Source organism: Variovorax beijingensis, from assembly GCF_003951285.1.
GTDB classification, from domain to species: domain Bacteria; phylum Pseudomonadota; class Gammaproteobacteria; order Burkholderiales; family Burkholderiaceae_C; genus Variovorax; species Variovorax beijingensis.
On record NZ_RXFQ01000022.1, the window covers coordinates 17,147 to 36,292 of the forward strand.

Annotated in this window: 16 protein-coding genes and 3 pseudogenes; 13 read left to right on the top strand and 6 right to left on the bottom strand. The window is 67.3% G+C overall.

Going from position 1 to position 19,146, the window contains the following annotated elements; genetic code table 11:
• Window positions 1-14 precede the first annotated feature (14 nt).
• The 10 genes and pseudogenes from EJO66_RS27655 to EJO66_RS33130 all read left to right on the top strand — a co-directional run bounded on the left by EJO66_RS27655 (window position 15) and on the right by EJO66_RS33130 (window position 9,698).
• Window positions 15-956: an ABC transporter permease gene (locus EJO66_RS27655; RefSeq protein WP_125966676.1), complete on the top strand. Its 942-nt coding sequence runs from the start codon at window positions 15-17 to the stop codon at window positions 954-956.
• Between the two features lie 34 nt (window positions 957-990).
• Window positions 991-1,920 (top strand): ABC transporter permease, encoded by a 930-nt coding sequence (locus EJO66_RS27660; RefSeq protein WP_125966677.1) that lies wholly within the window; start codon window positions 991-993, stop codon window positions 1,918-1,920.
• Window positions 1,921-1,922: 2 nt separating this feature from the next.
• Window positions 1,923-3,578, top strand: coding sequence for a dipeptide ABC transporter ATP-binding protein (locus EJO66_RS27665; RefSeq protein ID WP_125966678.1), 1,656 nt, complete (start codon window positions 1,923-1,925; stop codon window positions 3,576-3,578).
• A 57-nt stretch (window positions 3,579-3,635) separates the two neighbouring features.
• Window positions 3,636-5,021 (top strand): amidase, encoded by a 1,386-nt coding sequence (locus EJO66_RS27670; protein ID WP_125966679.1) that lies wholly within the window; start codon window positions 3,636-3,638, stop codon window positions 5,019-5,021.
• Window positions 5,022-5,206: 185 nt separating this feature from the next.
• A pseudogene (locus tag EJO66_RS33120) lies at window positions 5,207-5,326 on the top strand (transposase domain-containing protein); the annotation flags it as partial.
• A 336-nt stretch (window positions 5,327-5,662) separates the two neighbouring features.
• Complete coding sequence (locus EJO66_RS33125) at window positions 5,663-5,986, top strand: DUF305 domain-containing protein (protein ID WP_240648850.1); 324 nt, start codon at window positions 5,663-5,665, stop codon at window positions 5,984-5,986.
• Between the two features lie 60 nt (window positions 5,987-6,046).
• Window positions 6,047-7,528: a YncE family protein gene (locus EJO66_RS27680; RefSeq protein WP_125966681.1), complete on the top strand. Its 1,482-nt coding sequence runs from the start codon at window positions 6,047-6,049 to the stop codon at window positions 7,526-7,528.
• A 33-nt stretch (window positions 7,529-7,561) separates the two neighbouring features.
• Window positions 7,562-8,116, top strand: coding sequence for an RNA polymerase sigma factor (locus EJO66_RS27685; protein ID WP_125966682.1), 555 nt, complete (start codon window positions 7,562-7,564; stop codon window positions 8,114-8,116).
• An 11-nt stretch (window positions 8,117-8,127) separates the two neighbouring features.
• The gene (locus EJO66_RS27690; RefSeq protein WP_240648843.1) at window positions 8,128-8,940 is read left to right on the top strand and encodes an anti-sigma factor family protein; all 813 of its coding nucleotides are present in this window, start codon (window positions 8,128-8,130) and stop codon (window positions 8,938-8,940) included.
• 131 nt (window positions 8,941-9,071) lie between these two features.
• Window positions 9,072-9,698 (top strand): hypothetical protein, encoded by a 627-nt coding sequence (locus tag EJO66_RS33130; protein WP_240648846.1) that lies wholly within the window; start codon window positions 9,072-9,074, stop codon window positions 9,696-9,698.
• Window positions 9,699-10,134: 436 nt separating this feature from the next.
• Here EJO66_RS33130 and EJO66_RS33320 read toward each other — a convergent pair whose 3' ends face one another.
• Window positions 10,135-10,401, bottom strand: coding sequence for an STAS domain-containing protein (locus tag EJO66_RS33320; RefSeq protein ID WP_206168897.1), 267 nt, complete (start codon window positions 10,399-10,401; stop codon window positions 10,135-10,137).
• A gap of 470 nt (window positions 10,402-10,871) precedes the next feature.
• On the opposite strand from EJO66_RS33320, the gene EJO66_RS27705 reads away from it, so the two are divergent.
• Window positions 10,872-12,080: an SMP-30/gluconolactonase/LRE family protein gene (locus EJO66_RS27705; RefSeq protein WP_420856706.1), complete on the top strand. Its 1,209-nt coding sequence runs from the start codon at window positions 10,872-10,874 to the stop codon at window positions 12,078-12,080.
• Between the two features lie 30 nt (window positions 12,081-12,110).
• Here EJO66_RS27705 and EJO66_RS27710 read toward each other — a convergent pair whose 3' ends face one another.
• The gene (locus EJO66_RS27710) at window positions 12,111-14,108 is read right to left on the bottom strand and encodes a phosphatase PAP2 family protein (RefSeq protein WP_125966684.1); all 1,998 of its coding nucleotides are present in this window, start codon (window positions 14,106-14,108) and stop codon (window positions 12,111-12,113) included.
• Between the two features lie 76 nt (window positions 14,109-14,184).
• Entirely contained in the window at window positions 14,185-14,328 is a 144-nt protein-coding gene (locus EJO66_RS27715) for a hypothetical protein (protein WP_206168898.1), read from the bottom strand.
• Window positions 14,329-14,472: 144 nt separating this feature from the next.
• On the opposite strand from EJO66_RS27715, the gene EJO66_RS27720 reads away from it, so the two are divergent.
• Window positions 14,473-15,285 (top strand): ankyrin repeat domain-containing protein, encoded by an 813-nt coding sequence (locus EJO66_RS27720; RefSeq protein WP_125966685.1) that lies wholly within the window; start codon window positions 14,473-14,475, stop codon window positions 15,283-15,285.
• Window positions 15,286-15,321: 36 nt separating this feature from the next.
• Here the strand turns inward: EJO66_RS27720 and EJO66_RS27725 are convergent, their stop codons facing one another.
• Complete coding sequence (locus EJO66_RS27725; RefSeq protein WP_420856707.1) at window positions 15,322-15,807, bottom strand: SgcJ/EcaC family oxidoreductase; 486 nt, start codon at window positions 15,805-15,807, stop codon at window positions 15,322-15,324.
• Between the two features lie 123 nt (window positions 15,808-15,930).
• A pseudogene (locus EJO66_RS27730) lies at window positions 15,931-16,314 on the bottom strand (winged helix-turn-helix domain-containing protein); the annotation flags it as partial.
• On the opposite strand from EJO66_RS27730, the pseudogene EJO66_RS27735 reads away from it, so the two are divergent.
• Window positions 16,314-16,874: pseudogene (locus EJO66_RS27735) on the top strand (GlxA family transcriptional regulator); the annotation flags it as partial. The pseudogenes EJO66_RS27730 and EJO66_RS27735 sit on opposite strands and share 1 nt — an antisense overlap.
• 409 nt (window positions 16,875-17,283) lie before the next feature.
• Here the strand turns inward: EJO66_RS27735 and EJO66_RS27740 are convergent.
• Entirely contained in the window at window positions 17,284-19,074 is a 1,791-nt protein-coding gene (locus EJO66_RS27740; RefSeq protein ID WP_125966686.1) for a SulP family inorganic anion transporter, read from the bottom strand.
• Between the last annotated feature and the right edge of the window lie 72 nt (window positions 19,075-19,146).

Here is a 19,146-nt window from a genome sequence, read left to right on the forward strand (position 1 = left end):
CGAGACCTTCTCACATGCTCAACTTTCTATTGCGGCGCGGCCTGGCCACGGCGCCCGTGCTCCTGATCGTGGCCGTCATCGTCTTTCTCCTGCTGCGCATGACGCCTGGTGATCCGGCGGCTGCCATCGCGGGCGACGGGGCCAGCGTGCAGGACATCGAACGCATCCGCGCGCAGCTCGGCCTGGATGCACCGGTCGTCAGCCAGTTCTTCGGATGGCTGGGCCACGTGCTGCGCGGTGACCTGGGTTACTCCTACTTCTACAAGATGAGCGTGACAGAGCTGATCCAACAACGGCTGGAGCCCACGCTGTCGGTCGCCGCCGCGACCGTCGTGCTCACCGTGCTGATCGCCGTGCCGCTGGGTGTGCTGGCGGCCTCGCGGAGCGGCGGCCGGCTCGACCGCTTCATCATGAGCGCCTCGGTTCTCGGCTTCTCCGTGCCGGTGTTTGTCGCAGGCTACCTGATGATCTGGCTGTTCTCGATGCAGCTGGGCTGGCTGCCTTCGCAGGGCTACAACCGCATCGCCGAAGGTGTCGGTCCGTGGCTGCGCAACCTGGCGCTGCCCTGCATCACGCTGGCCGTGATGTATGCGGCGCTGATCGCGCGGGTCACGCGGGCGGCGGTTTCCGAAGCACTGACCGAAGACTATGTGCGCACCGCGCGCGCCAAGGGCATCCCGGAGTGGCGCATGTTGACGCGCCATGCGCTCGCCAATGCGGCGGTGCCGATCGCCACCATCATCGGCCTGAGCGTGGCCGGCCTCATCAGCGGCGTGGTGGTGACCGAGACGATCTACGCCATACCGGGCCTGGGCCAACTCACGGTGGACGCGGTGCTCTCGCGCGACTACCCGCTCATCCAGGGCATCACCCTGTTCTTCTCGCTCATCTACGTCGTCGTCAATCTGATGGTGGACCTGAGCTACCTGCTGCTCGATCCGCGCATCCGCTACTGACGCGCGCACCCATTCCTTTTCGGGGACCCTTTCCATGACTTCGATCTCCATACCGCTGGACACGACGACTGCGCGTCGCCATCGCAAGCCCTCCCTGTTGCGCCGCGTCTTCGCGAACGGCGCCGTGCGCTGGGGCAGCGTGCTCCTTTGCTTCATGGTGGTGCTGGCGGTCGCGGCCCCGTGGCTCTACACCATCGACCCCAACGCGATGGATCCGGCCAACTCTCACCTGTCGCCTGGCGCGCATGCCGAATTCACGACGCTGGCCGGCGACAGCTTCGAGCGTTTCTTCCCGATGGGAACGGACAGCATGGGCCGCGACATCTGGAGCCGCACGGCCTACGGCGCGCGCATCTCGCTGTCGGTCGGCGCGGCGGTCGCGCTGGGCTCGATCGCGCTCGGGATGCTGGTAGGCATGGTCGCGGGATACTTTCGCCGCTTCGACGGCGTGATCATGCGGGTGATGGACGGGATGATGGCGATCCCCGGCATCCTGTTCGCCATCGTGCTGGTCGCGGTCTGGCGGCCCAGCCTGTGGACGGTGATCCTGGCAATCGTCGTTCCCGAAACACCGCGGGTGGCGAGACTGGTGCGTTCGGTCGTGCTGTCGGTTCGCGAAGAGCCGTATGTCGAAGCCGCCATTGCGCTGGATACGCCCGCCTGGAAGCTGATGCTGCGCCACATCCTTCCCAACACGGTGGCGCCGCTGATCGTTCAGGGCACCTTTGTCTGCGCGGCGGCGATGCTGGCGGAAGCGGTCATGTCGTTCCTCGGCATCGGCCTGCCGTCGGACGTGCCGACCTGGGGAAACATCATGTCCGAAGGTCGTGCGTATTTCACTTCGCATCCGTCGACCGTGCTGCTGCCCGGCGCCTTCCTCGCGCTCACGGTGCTGGCCGTGAACATGCTCGGCGACGGCCTGCGCGACGCGCTCGATCCGAAGTTCAACAAGCGCGGGAGCTGACCATGGCACACACGCAATCCACCGCAGCCGCTGCCGCACCCGCTGCTGAATCGCCATGCCTCGAGGTGCGCAACCTGAGCATCGACCTGCCCGCGGGCGCCGACCGGCCGCATGCCGTCCACGCCGTTTCCTTCGACGTGGTGCCCGGCCAGGTCGTGTGCCTGCTGGGCGAATCAGGCTCCGGCAAATCGGTGATCGCTCAGGCGGTGATGGGGCTGCTGCCCGCTTCGCTGGTGCCTTCGGGCGGACGCATCGAGGTGATGGGCGAGAGCGTTCTCACGGCCGACGCCGCACGCCTGCGTGCATGGCGCGGCGCCCGCATGGCGATGGTGTTCCAGGAGCCCATGACGGCGCTGAACCCGGTGATGCGATGCGGCATGCAGGTCGACGAAATGCTGGCCGAGCATACCGAGCTTGGCGCCGCCGAGCGCCGACAAAAGGTGCTGGCCATCTTCGCGCGGGTCAAGCTGCCCGAGCCCGAACGCATCTACGACGCCTATCCCCACCAGCTCTCGGGCGGGCAGCGGCAGCGCATCGTGATTGCCATCGCCCTGATCCTGCGTCCCGCGCTGCTGATCTGCGATGAGCCGACCACCGCGCTGGACGTGACCACGCAGGCCGAAATCCTTTCGCTCATTCGCGAGATGCAGCAGGAGAACGGAACGGCGGTGCTGTTCATCACGCATGACTTCGGCGTGGTCGCGGACATCGCGGACCACGTCGTGGTGCTCCAACTGGGCCGCCAGATCGAAAGCGGACCGAAGGACGATGTGCTGCGCCGGCCGAAGGAGCCCTACACGCGCATGCTGCTCGATGCCGTGCCGCGCCTGGAGCCCGCGCGGCGGCCGACCATCGCGGACGCTGCGCCACTGCTCGATGCGCGCGGCGTCACCAAGACCTACCGCTCCGGCTCGTGGCCGGGCAAGCGCCGCACGGTGCATGCAGCGACCGATGTGTCGCTCAAGCTGCACGCCGGCGAAACCGTGGGCATCGTGGGCGAGTCCGGCTCGGGCAAGTCGACCGTGGCCCGCTGCATTGCGCGGCTGATCGAGCCGACGGGCGGCGAGGTCTGGGTGCCTCACATCGAGGCACAGCGCGCACCGCGTGCGCGGCTCTCGGCCTTCCGGCGCATGGTCCAGGTGGTGTTCCAGGACCCGAACCGTTCGCTGAATCCGCGCCGCACGGTCGGCCAGTCGATCATCGAAGGGCCAGTCAATTTTGGCCTTTCTCCCGAGAAGGCCTGGCAGCGCGCCGAAGAACTGATGGAGCTGGTGCGGCTGAAGCCCGATGTGCTGCACCGCTACCCGAGCGAGTTCTCCGGCGGCCAGCGGCAGCGCCTGTGCATCGCACGCGCGCTCGCCTGCGAGCCGCAGGTGCTGATTGCCGACGAGGCCGTTTCGGCACTCGATGTCTCGGTGCAAGACCAGATCCTCAAGCTGCTCGCGGAGATCCAGCAGCGGCTGTCCATCGGCATCCTCTTCATCACGCACGACCTGCGCGTGGCCAGCCAGATCTGCGACCGGCTGATCGTCATGCACATGGGCCGCATCGTCGAGCAAGGCACCGCGCACGACGTGCTGCTGGCGCCGCGCGAGGCCTACACCCGTTCCCTGTTGGCCGCGGCCCCTGGTCAGGGCTACGCATTCGGGCAGGGCTGAGGCGTGCGCATCAACCACCGCTCCGATCGACATCTTCGACCCCCAAAAGAGACAACCATGGAAACACCCCTGTACGCCCTGAGCGCCGTCCAACTGCTGGCGCGCTATCGCGCCCGCACCCTCTCCCCCGTCGACGTGACGAAGTCGGTGCTGGCGCGCATCGAACGCTGGGAGCCGAGCATTCACGCCACCTACGGGCTGGATGCCGAAGCCGCCCTGGCCTCGGCCAAGGCCTCCGAAGCACGATGGAGCCAAGGCGCACCGCAAGGCGAGTTGGACGGCGTGCCGGTCACGCTCAAGGAAAACATCGCCACGCGCGGCACGCCGTCGCCGATCGGCAGCGCTGCCTCGGTGCTGTCGCCCGCCGCGGCGGATGCGCCTGCGGCCGCACGCCTGCGTGAAGCAGGCGCGGTGATCGTCACCAAGACCACGATGCCGGACTTCGGCTTCCTGGGCGCGGCTCCGTCGAGCTTTCATCCGCTCACGCGCAACCCCTGGGATCTTCGCAAAAGCACCGGCGGCTCCAGCTCCGGTGCGGGCGCTGCCGCCGCCGCGGGCTACGGTCCCTTGCACCTGGGCACCGACATCGGTGGTTCGGTGCGCATCCCCGCCAACTTCTGCGGCGTGTTCGGGCTCAAGCCCAGCCATGGGCGCATTCCGGTCGACCCACCGGCCGCCGCGCGCGTGATCGGCCCGATGACGCGCACCGTCGCCGACGCCGCGCTGCTGATGGCGGTGGTGTCGCGCCCCGATCCGCGCGACTACATGAGCCTGCCGGCACAAGACATCGCATGGGAGCACCTGAGCCGCGACGTGCGGGGTCTGCGCATCGGCCTGTGGACCGACACGCTGGGCGGCTGGCCGATCGACACTGAAGTGAAAGACGCCGTGCTGGCAGCGGCACGCGTCTTCGAACAGGCCGGCGCCATCGTGGAGCCGCTCTCCGACTGGAGCACGCTGGACATGCGCATGGGCATGGCGCATTTCTTCACGATGCGCTGCCGCGTCGACCTGGCCGCCATGCCGATCGAGCGCGCCAAACTCGCCGCCGACTACATCCATGCTGCGGGCGAGTTCGCGGGCTCGCTCTCGCCCGAAGACACCTTCCGTGCCTTCACGCGCATGCAGGCACTGCGCGCAGCGACCGTGGCGGCCACGCAGCCGTACGACTATGTGCTGTCGCCCGTGTCGCCCGTGCTGCCGTTCGCGGCGGAAGCCATCAACAGCGGACCGGAAAACCCGCTGAAAGATTCGCACTTCACTTCGGTGTTCAACCAGTCGGAGCAGCCTGCGGCATCGATCAACTGCGGCTACGCCAGGAGTGGCCTGCCCATCGGCCTGCAGATCGCCGGGCGCCGGTTCGACGACCTGGGCGTGCTGCAGATGGCGGCGTTCTACGAGTCGGCTCGTTCGGTGCAAGCACCTTGGCCCGAGCCGGCCTGATCTCCCTGCTGTCCGACTGCGTTGAGGGGCAGCATCTGGATCGCTGCCGCAAGGGAGGCGTCGCCGTCGTCACACCGACTGTCGCAGGCGGCCGCGCGACAGCATTGCGGACGGCGCCAGCGGTGTCGCTGCCCCGGCTATCGAGCGGACAGCCTTGACGTGTTTCTGCCAATGATCAGCGCGCCTTGACCGGCACGTCCGGTAACCTTGGTGCGATCCGACGGGCCCACGGCCACGAGCCACGGGCCTACCTCAAGGACGTCCTCGTTCGCCTGCCGATGCAGCTGAACAGCCGTATCGAAGAGCTCCTGCCGCACAACCGGTGCCCTCCCGCTGAACTGGTCGGCGGTCTGTGCCCCGCCGTCAAGGTGGGGCAGCCGGCCGCTTGCGGCGCAGCAGTCCGGCGAGGCATTTCTTCTCGACCACCCTGGAATAAATCATCGACTCCGGTGTCTACCCCTCTGACGGCCCAGTGCCATTCCAGTCGAGGACACCCGATGCAGTTGAAATTTCCACCCCGCCTGCTGCGCCCCGGCGCATTTACCATTGGCACGGCGGCTCTTGCCTGCGCGGCAGCGGTTGTCGCGGCGGCGCAGGTGCCCGGCGGCGTCGCGCGCGCCACCCCCCTGATCGCGGGGCTCATGGACATCTGCACCACCAGCGACCCGGCCGACGCCGGCTTTGCCGCGGAGAACGACGCCGCCATGGCCCGGATGATGGCCGGCATGAGCATCAAGAGCTCCGGCGATGTCGACCGCGACTTCGCCGAAATGATGATCGCCCACCACCAGGGCGCGATCGACATGGCGCTGGCCGAGCTGCGCCACGGTAACAACGAGCAGCTGCGCCGCATCGCGCAGGAAATCATCGTCGAGCAGCAGCAGGAGATCGCCGCGATGCGCCTCGCGCTCGGCCAGCCGCTGCCGCCTTCAGCGCCCGCGCCCACGCAGGCCGGTCGCATGTAGGCGGGCCGCGCCTTCCCCGATCACACGCTTTCACACGCATCAACCACCCAGAGCGACAACATGAAAAAGCACAGCCTCACTCATCTTCTTGCCGCCACCGCGCTGGCCGCCGTTGCCGCGTGCGCACAAGCCGGCCAGGCACCGGGCGCAGCCGCCGATGCCGACATCCCGATGAGCCACCGGGACCGCGTCTACACGGCCGAGCAGTTTTCCAACACCGTGTCGGTCACCGACCCGATGGACAACAAGCTGCTCGGCGTGATCCGCCTGGGAGACCCGTCGCCGGGCAACTTCAGTCCGCTCTACAAGGGCCAGGTGCTGGTGCATGGCATGGGCTTCTCGCCGGACCACCGCACGCTCGCCGTCGTGTCGATCGGCTCGAACTCCGTGACCTTCATCGACACCGCGACCAACGCGGTGAAGCACACCACCTATGTCGGCCGTTCGCCGCACGAGGCCTTCTTCACGCCCGACGGCAAGGAGGTGTGGGTCACGGTACGCGGCGAAAACTACGTGTCGGTGCTCGATGCCGCCACCTTCATGGAAAAGACCCGCATCACCACGCCCAACGGGCCCGGCATGCAGATCTTCTCACCCGACGGCAAGTACGGCTACGTCTGCTCGTCGTTCAATCCCGAGACGGTCGTGATCGACACGGCCACCAAGCAGACGGTCGGCCGCGTGAAGCAGGACAGCCCCTTCTGCCCCAACATCGCCGCCACGCCCGACGGCAAGCAGGTCTGGATGACGCTCAAGGACATCGGTCGCACGATGGTGTTCGACGCGAAGCCGCCGTTCGCGGTGATCAAGTCCTTCGACACGGGCCCGATCACCAACCACGTCAATTTCGCCGCCACGAAGAAGGGCAGCTTCGCCTACGTGACCATCGGCGGCCTCAACCAGGTCAAGGTGTTCCGCACGGACGATTTCTCGCAGGTCGCGACCATTCCTGTCGGCATGCTGCCGCACGGCATCTGGCCCTCGGGCGATGGCACGCGAATCTATGTCGGGCTGGAGAACGCCGACGCGCTTGCGGTGATCGACACGGCCACCAATACCGTGGTGGCGACCGTGCCGGTGGGCCAGGCGCCCCAGGCCATCGCGTACGTGCCCAACGCCGTTCCGGCGCAGGCCGGCGACGGCACGCAGGGCCTGCAGGCGCCGGGGCTGTCCGGCCAGGTCGCGCACCTGACGCTGGTGACGCCCCGGGCACGCAAGGCGCCGGGCGCCGAGAACAACGCGCCCACCAGCGTCTCGTTGTTCGACCAGGGCCTGCTGCAGGTGCTGCAGGCCTCAGCTACCGGCCTGGAGCCCAGGCAGCCTTATGTGCTTGCGCTGTCGGACCAGCCGGACGGCAGCGGGGTACTGCAGCCGTTGGCGAATTTCATGACCAATCCCGCGGGCGCCGCGATCGTGAACGCGATCGGCCCGATCCGCCAGCAGATCCAGGGCGCGACCCCCACGGACAGCAAGCGCTACCTCGTGATCGCGCCACAATCGGGTGGCAAGCCCGGAACCCCGGTCCAGGTGCAGAGCCTTTGAGGCGGCGCCGTTGCGCGCTGCGATGTCCGGAACATGAACGACCTGATCCTGCTCGTCGAGCCGATGATCCCCGCACTGCGGCGCTACGCACGCGCCTTGCTGCACGAGCGGGAATCGGCGGACGAGCTGGTGCAGGACTGCCTGGAGCGGGTCATCAGCCGCTGGAGCCAGCGGCGCGAGGCCGACGACACGCGGCAGTGGGTCTTTGCCATCTTGCACAACCTGGCGATGAACCGCCTGCGGCAGCAGACGCGCCGCGGCCTGCACCTGGCCGTGGAAGACATCGACGAGGCCGAATTGAGCATCCCCGCGCACCAGGAGCACCGCGTGACGCATCGCGAGCTGATGCGTGCGCTCGACCTCTTGCCCGACGACCAGCGCGCCGTGCTGCTGCTCGTCGCGGTCGAGGACCTGTCCTATGCGGAGGCTGCGAAGACGCTCGACATTCCCGTCGGCACCGTGATGTCGCGGCTCGCGCGCGCACGCCAGCGCGTGCACCGCATGCTCGACGGGGTCGACCCGATGCCCGCGGCCGCATCGCCCGATACGGACCCCCCGGCGCCTCCCCATCTGCGGAGACTCAAATGAACGACGACCCCATGGGCGGACGTCCCATCCTCGAAGAGGACCTGCACGCCTACGTCGACGAGGCGCTCGACGCGCGGCGCCGCCGCGAGGTGCGCGAGTATCTCGCTCACCATCCCGATGCCGCGCGCGAGGTCGAGGCCTACGCCCTGCACCGGCAGGGCTTGCGCGCGGCCCTGGCGCCGATTGCCGAAGAGCCGCTGCCGCCGTCGCTGAACCTCGCGCGGCTGGTGCAAGAACACGAGCAGCGCGCGCTGCAGGACCGGCATGCGCCGAGCCGCCGCTGGCCCTGGGGCATGGCGGCGGCCGTCATGTTGGCGCTCGGCCTGGGGGCCGGTGCGGGGTGGTCGCTGCGCGGCGGCGTCCCGGCCGACGGCGATGCGGGCATTTCCGCCTTGGCGCGCGAGGCGACGCGCAGCTACGCGGTCTACGCGTCGGACACGGTGCGGCCCGTCGAGATGGGGCCTTCGCAGCGCGCGGAGCTGGTGGACTGGGTCTCTTTGCGGCTCGGGCGCAAGGTCGCGATTCCCGATCTCACATCGTCGGGCTACAACTTCATCGGCGGGCGTCTGGTCATGACGGCGCACGGCCCCGCGGGGCTGTTCATGTACGACGACGCGAGCGGCACGCGGCTGGCGTTGACCGTGAGGCCCATGACGGTCGACAAGGACACGCCGGTGATGCGTCCCATCGACGGCCCGGTCGCGGGCTATGCGTGGGCTGACCAGGGGCTGGGCTACGGTGTCGTCGGCACGCACAAGGCGGAAGTACTGCATCCACTGGCGGACGAAATGCGCCGCCAGATCGGTTCGAGCCTCGGGGGCTAGCAGGATGCTGAAGACAGGCCACACTGGGGTTGCGGCGCGGCATACTGGTCGGCCCTCCCAGGTTCGCTTGAAGTCCAATCCCTGGTTCCAAGTCAATGAGGTCCTTCGTCGATCCCCTGACTTGCGAACCCATGACCTGGCCGATCACCCTTCCCCGTGCGCTGGCAATGCGGAAGGCCACCGGAGAGAGCGCAGCCATGTCCGCGCAGCTGCCGCGCGCGGTCGCAGGCTTGTCCGCTTCGAGAGCGATCCTGCGATCGGCATCGGCGCCCGCCGAGGCGCTCCCGGGGCACCTTGACGCAGCGCAAACGGCCGAGGCGAATCCCCTCCTAGACTTTCCGCTCCATGAACTCAGAGAGCATCCCATCATGACCGATTCATCTTCGAAGGCTTTCGTCTCGGCCCGCGCGTTGATCCTCGCGTCCGGAGTCGTGTTGATGCAGGCGCTTGGCGCCGGCGCATGGGCTCAGGGCGCGGGCGAGGCAGATCCCTCGCAAGCCAAGGCACGGCCTGCGCCGCAGACGACACCGTCCGAACGCGCCGCGGCGCGCAAGGAGCGCATGGCACAAGGACGGCAGACCGCCCGCGGCGCCCAGTTGAGCGAAGGCGATCCGAAGCCGAGTGCGCAAGCCAGGCTGTCCAGAGCGGAGCGACAGGCCGAGAACGCCCGCAGGCTTCAGGCGAACCGCCAGGCGAACAGGCGAGGAGAGTTCGCCCGCGGAGGCAATGCCGACGCGCCCGAATCGGGGCGCCGTTGAGCAGCCGGCGTCGGCCTGCGTCCATCGCAGGCGCCAGCGTTCCACTCTCGCCGCATTCGCGTGTTCCTGCGTCGCAGCGGCTTCGGGTTGAGTTGGTCCCGCACACATCGCGTGGCGTCCGGCAGGCCTGCTGGTGCCCCGAAAAACGCCCGCGCAAGCGCGTTGCCTCGATGCGGCCGCGGTGCGCCGCTGTTCCTGCGCTCGGACCACGGGCCGAAGCCGCTGTCCTGATCGAAGCCTGGCGCAATCACTACAACGAGGTACGCCCCCACCGCACCCCGCAATGCTGGACCTCGGCAGAGGTTCAAACTCGAACTCCGCAAAGAACCGCGACCCGCCGTCTTCTAGGCATAACTGTCTGGACCAAACCGAGCAGGTGAAAACCAGGCGGCGAGCTCGCGGCGTGAACTCAGCGCCCCTTGTCTTCCCAGTCCACTCAATCCACCGGATGGGTCTCGAGATACCCGCTGACGCTGGCACCGAGGGTCGGAAAGAACGCCGCTTCCCCAAGCCGCTCGAAAAGCCCGAACCGCTTCAGCTTGTCCTTGACGGGGTCCTTCATCTCGGCAAGGCACAACTGAATGCCAGCTGCGCGCTGCGGGTCGTCGCCGGACAGTGGAAGGACGACGGCCAACACCATGCCTTGCCGCTGTTCGACACCCGGCGCGCACCGCTGCACGTCCTGCATGAATTGCTGGCGCATCACGGTTGCCTCGCGCCGACCGAGCACGAGGCGGCATCGCTGAGCCCGGATTGCTTCGCGCTCGCATCGAACCGGGACAACGCCAACTGCCTCTATCCCCCCGAACGGTTCCGTCGGTATTAGGGACGGCCGCTCCAGAAGAAGCGCAACCTGATGGCCCAGTTGCAGCGCACGCACGCGCTCACGGTCCACCCTTGCGCGTCACATCTCCACGCAGAGGCACTGTAGATCCTGGAAGGCCGGATGGGCGACAAGCGCAAGGAGGCAGGCGCCGACGACGACATCAACCAGATCAGGGACTCAGTCGATTGAAGCTGTCTTGAAGTTGTTGTCACCGCAGCGTCGCGCAATCTGGTGCAGCGCCAGGGAAGCGCGTAGCATGCGACCGGCTTTGCGAGCTCGTGTTCTCCAACGCTGCTTCCATCGTTTTCATGGAGTGAGTCGTGGCACAAGAAAAAATCGATTCGAGATTGAATGATTCAGTACTACGCCGCAGGCTTCTTCGCGGCGCGGGCGCCGCGTTGGGCGCCTCCATCGTCCTGCCGCGATGGGCGCACGCACAAGCCGCCCCCGGCGGGCCGGCGGTGCCGCCGAGCACCATCACCCAGCCGCCGCGCGACTTCAGCGCACGCGGGGCTCCCACCACCTACTTCACCGATCCCGACGTGCTCACCGTCGATCCGGCGTTCGACGGGCTGCGCCAGCCCAACGCCCCGATCCAGCGGCTGTGGACCGGCGCGCTGTGGTCCGAAGGACCGGCATGGAATTCGGTCGGCCGCTTTCTGGTCTGGAGCGACATCCCGAACAATCGCCAACTGCGCTGGAGCGAGGACGACGGCCACGTCAGCGTGTTCCGCGCGCCTTCCAACAACAGCAACGGCAACTCCTTCGACTACCAGGGAAGGCAGCTGTCCTGCGAGCACCTCACGCGGCGCGTGGTGCGCTACGAGCTCGATGGCTCGGCGACCGTCCTCGCCTCGAGCTTCAACGGCAAGCGGCTCAACTCGCCCAACGACATCGTCCCGCATCCCGATGGCAGCTACTGGTTCACCGATCCACCCTATGGCGCCCAGCTCTACGAGGGCACGGTCGATGCGGCCGGCGGGCCCGCGAACAAGGCCGGCCGGCTCAACCCGAAGCTCGGGCAGCCGCCCGAGATCGGCTCGTACAGGCGCGAGCTGCCGACCGCGGTCTACCGCCTCGACAAGAGCGGAACGCTCACGCAGGTCGCCGGCGAAGACCTGGTGCCGGACCCGAACGGCCTGTGCTTCTCGCCCGACTTCAAGAAGCTCTATGTCGTCAGCACCGGGCAGGGACCGGGCGACACCATCGCCGGCGGCAAGGGCGACATGCATGTGTTCGACGTCGGTACCGACAACAAGCTCCACAACGGCAAGCTCTTCAGCAACTTCATGATCGATGGCGTGAAGTGCGGGCCCGACGGCGTGCGCGCCGATGTCGACGGCAACCTGTGGTGCTCCAGCAATGCGGGCCGCAGCGTGGGCTACAGCGGCGTCACGGTATGGACGCCGCAAGGCCGGCTCATCGGGCGCATCCGGCTGCCGGAGGTCTGCGGCAACGTCTGCTTCGGCGGCCCCAAGCGCAACCGCCTGTTCATGGCGGCCAGCCAGTCGCTGTATGCCGTCTACACAGCGACCCAGGGCGCGGCGCCGGCGTAAGACGGAGAAGCGCTCCGTTCCAGCGCCAGATCAGGCGTCGAAGCGCACGATGAGCTGTGTTCCCGTATAGGTCGGCGTGACCTTGAAGCCCGGCGCGCTGATGGCCGAGAACCGGCCGGTCAGGGCACCGCTGCTGATGACCGTGAGCGTGTCGCCCGCGCTGGGCACGAAACCGGGCTTGAAGCTCAGGTTCAGCGTTCCGTCGAGGGCTGCCACGCCGGCCACGTTCAGGCGGCCGGCACCCCCGCCGCCCAGATTCAGTTGCAGCGTCGTGCCCGCCAATTGCGTGTAGGCGCCCGCCATCCTGACTGTCGAAGGTGCGTTGCAGACCAGCGTGCCGCCGCCGACGTAGACGTTGCCGTTGCCGAAGGCCTCTGCGGTGTCCGCCTGCAGCGTGCCCTCCACGAGCTGCGTGCCGCCCGCATAGCTGTTGCTGCCGCCGAGCGCGAGCGTGCCGCTGCCCTTCTTGGTGAGCTTGCCGGCGCCGGAGATGTTGTTGCGCCAGCTGTCCATCGCATTGAAGCCGCCGAGGCTGGCATCCATCGTCACGACCACGTCGCCGTTGAAGGCGCCGTAGCCATCGGCCGCATCGAACAGGTTGAGCCGACCCCAGCCTTCGGGGTCATCCATCACCGGGTAGCCCGAAGCTACCGCCGTGGTCTTGAGCACCACGCGGCGCTGCGCGGCGTCGAGGTACGGCAGGCGCGTTTCGAGCAGCACTTCGGCGCCCTTGGGCACCACGGCGGGCTTGGCCGCATCGGCCACCTGCTTGAAGCCGAAGGTCAGACGGCGCAGGTAGTCGGCCTTGCTCGCGGCATGGTCGGCGAAGCGGTCGGCCGCGGCGTCCTGCGAATGGGCAAAGCTGTTGAAGGCGGCGGCATCGCTCGCCCCCACGGCTGTCATCAGCACCGACTGCGCCTGCTCATACGCCGCGCTCTTGCGCGCGACGTTGGCCCCCGTGGCCAGGCTCGCGGCCGCCGCGGCCTGACCCTGCACGCGCCCACCGATGACATCCAGCGGCGAATGCATACCCGACAGGATCCGGTTCTCGCCGAGCTCGAGGCCCCGCGCCACCATCTCCTGGAACCGCTGCGGCACGACGTAGCCGAACGCGATGGCCTTGCGCACGGCCTCGGCCGTGTGGCCGCTCACGAAGCCGCCGTCGGTGGTGGGCGTGCTGCTCTTGGCAGGCTCCAGCGCAGGCACCACCTTCACGCTGCTGCTCCAGCGCCATGGGCGCGCGTACTTGTAGTAGCGCTTGGCGGGTTCGGTGGAAGCGTTCTCGCCGATGTTGTTGAGCAGGTCCACCACGGTGCCGAAGGTGGGGTTGGCGGCGCCGGGCACGCCGATGTCCTTGCCGGTGTCGTTGTAGAGCACGGTGGTGGCGTCGGCGGCGATGCCGGTGATGGTGGTGCTCTGCTGCGTGGCGCTGCGCCAGGCGTCGGTGAGCGGACCCATGCCGTCGCTGATGCTGTAGCCCTTGCCGCGGCGGTCGTCCAGGTAGGCGGCCAGCTCCTGCGCGCTGGTGCGTGCATTGGTGGCGTCGACGACGTACTGGACATTGCTGTTCAGCACTGCGGCGTTAAGGATCCTGCCATCGGTGGCGTCGCCCGGAATGCCGCTCCACGTGGACGTGACGATGGCCGGAAAGCTGCCCTGCGCAGGCGCCGAGACGCCCGCGTCGACCAGCAGCGTGCTGGGTTGCCAGAAGTCGAGGAAGCCGGCCAGCACGCGCACGCCGGCATTGGTTTCCTTCGTTGCATAGCGCGCATCACCGCGCTGGTTGGTCGCGACGTTGTCGACGAAGGGCGGAACCGCGACCGGATCGGGGACCGGCGCGGTGTCGGTGAAGCCCAGGTCCTTCGGCGGACCGGCGACAACAACGGCGGGCGGATTCGTGGTGGCCGGCGGCGTGCCGACGATGGGAAACAAGGCGCCGCCGTCGCTGCCACCACCGCATGCCGAGAGGCAGAGTACCGCGACCAGGGTGATGGCAAAGGGTCGGCTGAAGGACGGGAGAGACGGCATGGAGGTGGATGAAGAAATTGAAAAACGCAAGCGGACCGCGCAATCTATCCACCCAACAAGTCATTTCTATTAATAATCATCTGGGCGCGCCTGCTCTGGCTTGGGTGATCCAGGTCGACACGCGCCGATAGCCGATCACGATGCTCGTCACGCTGACCAGCAATCCTCCCAGGCTGAAGTCGATCAGCACGGCATCTCGCAAGGCCGCTGCCCGCAGCATGGCCGGCAGGTCCCAGCTGTGCAGGAAACTGAAAAGCCATCGGCCGTGCGGATGCGGTAGGTCGATCGCTCATGCACTCAGGGTGTCCCGGCTGGCTTTGGCGCATGCGCGTACGGCAGAATCCCGCAACCAACGGGAGATGCCATGAATCCGAAGAAGATTTTCGACGCTGCGCGCAATGCCGATGTCGACACGGTGCGCGCATGCATCGAAGCCGGCGCCGACCCGGCCGCCCTGAACAAGCAAGGCTTCACCGCGCTGCAATGCGCCGCGATGGGCGCCGACGAGTCCGAGATCGAAGCGAACCTCGCGGTACTGCAACTGCTGCTCGACGCCGGCAGTCCGCTCGAATACGCCGGCGCCGACGGCCGCACCGCGCTGTACCTTGCCGCCGAATTCGCGCCGGGCACGGAGGCCGTGCAGCTGCTCATCGACGCAGGCGCCAATGCCGATGTGAGCGACAGCCACGGCAACCACGTCACGGAGAACGCGATGATGGAAGAAGTGGCCGAGCTGCTGGCGCGCGTCAGCGGCCACGCCGCCGCCTTGCCGCTGCCGCCCGAACCCGAGCCGGTGAAGATGAGCACTGCGCAGTGGCGCACCGCCGAAGCGCGCATTGCCGAGGTGTTCGCCGCGCTGACGCAGGCCGGCCTGGTCGCATTGCAGGATGCGGGGGGAACGCAGTCCGACGGTTTCTCCGATTGCTCGGAGGCGTTCCGCGAGCGCGGCGGCGGCAAGGCCGGCGTGCATGGCTTCTGCTTCTACACGCGGCAGGACCTGAACCGCGCCAAGCGCACCAGCCAGCTCTCGCTCGCGTTCTGGGGCGCGCCGGAGGGCGGCGATACCGACATGCAGCGCGTCGGTGAACTGGTCGTCGGCCAGTTCCGCAGCGCAGGCTTCGAGGTGCGCTGGAACGGCACCGCATCGATGCGGCCCGAAGTCGACCTGCGGCCGTAGCAGGCCTCGGGCCCGAACACCACCCCTTTAGCCCCTTTACTTTGCCGCAACGCTCTCGGGCATTGCCGACGAGTGGTGGTGCGCAATCAGCCACTGGCCGTTGACCCATTCGTACACATAGGTGTAGCGGGCGTGCACCGCCTTGCCGTCCTTGAAGCTGAAGGTGTAGGTGCCGATGTCCTGCGCCACGTTGCAGCCGACCCGGATCGTGCGCGAGTCGATCTTGCCTTGCGGCGCACCCTTGAGGAACTTGACGAAGTAGTCGCGGATTGCTGCCGCACTGGTGCGCGGCTGGTTCGACACCGTGGCCAGCAGCACGCCGTCAGGAGCGTAGTTGGCCACCGCCTTGTCGGGATCCAGCGTGGCGAGGGAGGCATTCCATCGATCGAACAGCGCCGCGATCTGGCGTTCGCCAGCGGGAGCACAACTTGCGCTCGAGGCCGTCTGCGCGGACACGGAGGTCGACATGCAAAGCGCCAGCACGGCGGCGGCGGGAAGAAGCTTGGAAAAACGCGGGATCATCGAAGAGTCCATTCATGCAAGTGGTTAAACACAGGACTCATTGTTCGAGGGGTGGATGAGCATCCATCGCGGCGGCGATGAACCTGCGCCCAACAAGAGATGAACGCTGAATGAACGGCCTGGCTAGCCTGCCGCCTCGCCGAGGCGATAGCCGAGACCGCGCACGGTCTGCAGCAACGGCACCGCATGGTCGTCATCGATCTTCATGCGAAGACGCCCCACGTAGACATCCACGATATTGGTGAGCGGGTCCTCGTGCGTGCCCCAGACATTGGCCAGGATGCGTTCGCGGCTGTATACCCGCCCGGGCGCGCTCATGAGCAACTCGAGAAAGGCCAGTTCCTTGGCGGTGAGCGTGATCGGCTGCCCTGCGCGCTCCACGCGCATGCGTTCGCGATCCAGCACCAGGTCGGCCACCTGCTAGGTCGTGACCCGCGGCCTGATGTCCCGGCCGCGGCGCAGCAGTGCCTCGATGCGCGCGAGCAGTTCCTCGAAGTCATGCGGACGCACTGCAACAGCGGCATCCCGATGTCCAGGTCGAGCCGGACCGCATCTTCATCGCCGATGACCCGATCTGGACCTCCGCCGGCATGACGGCGGAACTGGATCTGGCGCTCGGCCTCGTCGAGAAGGACCTGGGCGACGACGTGGCGCGATCGGTGGCGCACCGGCTGGTCATGCATCAGCGCCGTTCGGGCGGCCAGTCGCAGCATTCGGAGATTCTGAATCTCGCGCCCCGCTCGGACCGCATCGCGCGGGCGCTGGAGCATGCACGCCGCCACCTGGCGCAGTCGCTGGGCGTGGAAGAACTCGCTGCGGCCGCGAACCTCAGCCCGCGCCAGTTCAGCCGTGTGTTCACGGCCGAGACCGGCCAGTCGCCGGCCAAGGCGGTAGAGCGTCTGCGCGTGGAGGCTGCACGCTTGATGATCGAGCGCAGCCGCCACCCGCTGGAGGTGGTTGCACGCGAAACGGGCTTTCGCGACCGGCGCCATCTTCGCGAGGCGTTCATGCGCGGCTTCGGCAAGCCGCCTCAATCACTCAGGCGCGACGCCCGCCTGGGGTCCTGACGCGCACCCAGATCTTCGGCGTCGCGTACGTCGCGTCCTCTGGAATGCGCCCGGACATCAGTTCGGCAATGGCTCTGCCAGAGCCGCAACCGTATGTCCACCCTCCCTGTGTGAGACCTACCGCACCGCCATTCGCAATGGAGCCGCGTGTCAGTCCAATTGCACACCAATGGTTTTGACGAGGTCGCGGTTCAGGCCGGCTTCACGGGCAATCGCCGCTTTGAATTCCGCCCTTCCCTTTGACACCACGACAATGCCTTGCTTGTAGAGTTTTGAGCGCGCATCTTCGGAACCGCGACCCGACGTCTTCTAGGAATAACTGTCTGGACTAAACCGAGCAGGTGAAAACCAGGCGGCGAGCTCGCGGCGTGGAAGAATGGAGTGAAGATCGATGGCTCGCAGTGTGAACTCAGCGCCCCTTGTCCTCCCAGTCCACCCAATCCACCGGATGGGTCTCGAGATACCCGCTGACGCTGGCACCGAGGGTCGGAAAGAACGCCGCTTCCCCAAGCTGCTCGAAAAGCCCGAACCGCTTCAGCTTGTCCTTGACGGGGTCCTTCATCTCGGCAAGGCACAACTGAATGTCAGCCGCCTGCAGGGTCTCGATCAACTCGGCCAGCATGTCGGCGGAGGTCACGTCCACGCTGGTGATCGGTTCCGCCGCAACGACCAGCCAGCGCACGGGTGTCGGCGACGAAGCCACGGCGTCGAGGACCCTGTCGTGGAACAGTTCGGCGTTGGCGAAGAACAGCGGCGCATCCCAGCGAAACAGGACGAGGCCGGGAATGAGGCGCGCGTCGGGATAGCGCGTGACGTCGTGGTAGCCCTTGACGCCGTCGGCGCGTCCCAGAACCGCCGAATAGGGACGCCAGGCATCCCACAGGAATTCGATGACCGCAAACACGATCGCCAGGCCGATGCCCTCGATCGCGCCCAGCACAATCACGCCGACCGCGCAGGCGATCGATAGCCAGAACTCCCAGCGCTGGATGCGATAGATCCGCCGCAGGTCGCCGACCTCGATCAGGCCGATGGCCGATGCGATCACCACCGCAGCCAGTGCGCTGGTGGGCAAGTTCTTCAGCAGGTCCGACGCCACGACCAGCAGCAGGGCAACGGCAAGCGCGCCGACAACGCCGGTCAACTGGGTTCTGGCGCCTGCGGCCTCGGCCACGGGTGTGCGTGACGAACTGCTGCTGACGGGAAAGCCCTGAAAAAGCCCGGCCGCCAGGTTGGCGGCGCCAAGCGCCACCATCTCCTGGTTCGGGTCGACAGAAGTACGCGTGCGCGCCGCGTAGACACGAGAGAGCACGCTGGTGTCGGCGAACGAGATCAGGGCGACAACGCAACCGCCGATCAGGACGGGAACGATGTCGGCGCTGGTGATCCACGGAATCGCGAATGCAGGCAGGCCTTGTGGGAGGGCGCCGAGGACCGCCACCCCATCGCTTGCTGCGAGGTCCAGCATGCCAACGGCGACGGTCGCCGCCACCACGGCGATCAGGATGCCCGGAAGGCGCTTGCGGCCCCTGAGCAGCAGGATGACCGCCAGGGTGCCCGCACCGACCATGAACGCGGTCCAGTTGGTCCTGCCATCCATCACCGCCGTAGCGATGGCCTTCAGGTTTCCGAGCGGTCCGTCACTCTCGATCGAGAAGCCGAAGAGCTTGGGCAGTTGGCTGATCAATACCGTCAGCGCAATGCCGTTCATGTAGCCGTAGCGAATCGGCTTGGAAAGAAGCTCGGTGACGAAGCCCAGGCGCGCGACGCCGGCGAGGACGCACACCGCTCCCGACACGAGAGCCATCATGCCCGCAAGGGCGACCGCGCGATGCGGATCGCCGCCAGACAGTGGAAGAACGACGGCGAGAATCACGGCAGCCAACGAGGAATCCGGCCCCAGCACCAGGATCCGGCTGGGTCCGAACACGGCATATGCGAGCAGCGGAACGATCGTCGCATAGAGCCCATAGATGCCGGGTACGCCCGAGGCTTCCGCGTAGGCGATACCGACGGGCACCAGCATCGTGGTCAGCACCAGGCCGGCAACGATGTCGTGCCGCAACCAGGCCAGCTGGTACCCGCGCAGCGTGCGGAGTCCCGGCAGCCAGCGACGCCACCCGGCCTGATCGGCGGCCTTCGACCGCGGCGCAATCCGGCCCGGTTCCGGGAGGGGAGACAAAGGATCCGATTTGCTCATAGGCCGCTGGCTACTTGGTGGACAGTGCCGATGCGCGTAAAGAAAGGCAAGGGAAAAGATGCGGGTGCTGAG

Excerpts from the sequence above, each read along its gene's own strand:
- EJO66_RS27710 (WP_125966684.1), bottom strand. The coding sequence starts at position 14,108 with ATGCCGTCTCTCCCGTCCTTCAGCCGACCCTTTGCCATCACCCTGGTC.
- EJO66_RS27685 (WP_125966682.1), top strand. The coding sequence starts at position 7,562 with ATGAACGACCTGATCCTGCTCGTCGAGCCGATGATCCCCGCACTGCGG.
- EJO66_RS27665 (WP_125966678.1), top strand. The coding sequence starts at position 1,923 with ATGGCACACACGCAATCCACCGCAGCCGCTGCCGCACCCGCTGCTGAA.
- EJO66_RS27680 (WP_125966681.1), top strand. The coding sequence starts at position 6,047 with ATGAAAAAGCACAGCCTCACTCATCTTCTTGCCGCCACCGCGCTGGCC.
- EJO66_RS33320 (WP_206168897.1), bottom strand. The coding sequence starts at position 10,401 with ATGCGCCAGCAATTCATGCAGGACGTGCAGCGGTGCGCGCCGGGTGTC.
- EJO66_RS27660 (WP_125966677.1), top strand. The coding sequence starts at position 991 with ATGACTTCGATCTCCATACCGCTGGACACGACGACTGCGCGTCGCCAT.
- EJO66_RS33125 (WP_240648850.1), top strand. The coding sequence starts at position 5,663 with ATGGACATCTGCACCACCAGCGACCCGGCCGACGCCGGCTTTGCCGCG.
- EJO66_RS27740 (WP_125966686.1), bottom strand. The coding sequence starts at position 19,074 with ATGAGCAAATCGGATCCTTTGTCTCCCCTCCCGGAACCGGGCCGGATT.
- EJO66_RS27725 (WP_420856707.1), bottom strand. The coding sequence starts at position 15,807 with ATGATCCCGCGTTTTTCCAAGCTTCTTCCCGCCGCCGCCGTGCTGGCG.
- EJO66_RS33130 (WP_240648846.1), top strand. The coding sequence starts at position 9,072 with ATGACCTGGCCGATCACCCTTCCCCGTGCGCTGGCAATGCGGAAGGCC.
- EJO66_RS27720 (WP_125966685.1), top strand. The coding sequence starts at position 14,473 with ATGAATCCGAAGAAGATTTTCGACGCTGCGCGCAATGCCGATGTCGAC.
- EJO66_RS27670 (WP_125966679.1), top strand. The coding sequence starts at position 3,636 with ATGGAAACACCCCTGTACGCCCTGAGCGCCGTCCAACTGCTGGCGCGC.
- EJO66_RS27655 (WP_125966676.1), top strand. The coding sequence starts at position 15 with ATGCTCAACTTTCTATTGCGGCGCGGCCTGGCCACGGCGCCCGTGCTC.
- EJO66_RS27690 (WP_240648843.1), top strand. The coding sequence starts at position 8,128 with ATGGGCGGACGTCCCATCCTCGAAGAGGACCTGCACGCCTACGTCGAC.
- EJO66_RS27715 (WP_206168898.1), bottom strand. The coding sequence starts at position 14,328 with ATGCTGCGGGCAGCGGCCTTGCGAGATGCCGTGCTGATCGACTTCAGC.